This is a genomic window from Pseudoalteromonas sp. Angola-7 (genome assembly GCF_028599255.1).
In the GTDB taxonomy this organism is placed as follows: Bacteria; Pseudomonadota; Gammaproteobacteria; order Enterobacterales; family Alteromonadaceae; genus Pseudoalteromonas; species Pseudoalteromonas atlantica.
The window spans coordinates 1-790 of record NZ_JAQREL010000036.1; the positions used below are offsets into that span (position 1 = coordinate 1).

2 rRNA genes are annotated in these 790 nt (G+C 44.1%); both read left to right on the forward strand.

From position 1 onward, the window contains the following. Window positions 1-399, forward strand: a 16S ribosomal RNA gene (locus tag PSH50_RS20960); the annotation flags it as partial. A gap of 289 nt (window positions 400-688) precedes the next feature. Then, window positions 689-790 (forward strand): 23S ribosomal RNA (locus tag PSH50_RS20965); the annotation flags it as partial.

The window sequence follows — 790 nt, forward strand, 5'->3', positions numbered from 1 at the left end:
GAACTCTAAGGAGACTGCCGGTGATAAACCGGAGGAAGGTGGGGACGACGTCAAGTCATCATGGCCCTTACGTGTAGGGCTACACACGTGCTACAATGGCGCATACAGAGTGCTGCGAACTCGCGAGAGTAAGCGAATCACTTAAAGTGCGTCGTAGTCCGGATTGGAGTCTGCAACTCGACTCCATGAAGTCGGAATCGCTAGTAATCGCATATCAGAATGATGCGGTGAATACGTTCCCGGGCCTTGTACACACCGCCCGTCACACCATGGGAGTGGGTTGCTCCAGAAGTAGATAGTCTAACCCTCGGGAGGACGTTTACCACGGAGTGATTCATGACTGGGGTGAAGTCGTAACAAGGTAGCCCTAGGGGAACCTGGGGCTGGATCACCTCCTTATACGATTTAGAACTTATTTGTTCGTAGTGTCCACACAGATGATTGTTAGTTAGTTTTACCCTTTGGGTTTAACTAATTAATATGCTCTTTAAAAATTTGGAAAAGCTGATAATAAAATTCTGATAGATACTTTGTATTTATCAAGAGTTTTCAAAAGTAAAAAAGAATGATAGCAGTATCATTCAGTGCCAATTTAATCATTCGTGATTAATTGGTATCTACTTTAGTATTCAATATTAACTTCTGGCGAAGTTAAACTGTCACTAACAAAGACCCGTTTGGGTTGTATGGTTAAGTGACTAAGCGTACACGGTGGATGCCTTGGCAGTTGGAGGCGATGAAGGACGTATTAACTTGCGATAAGCCTAGTCAAGCTAGTAAAAAGCGCTTG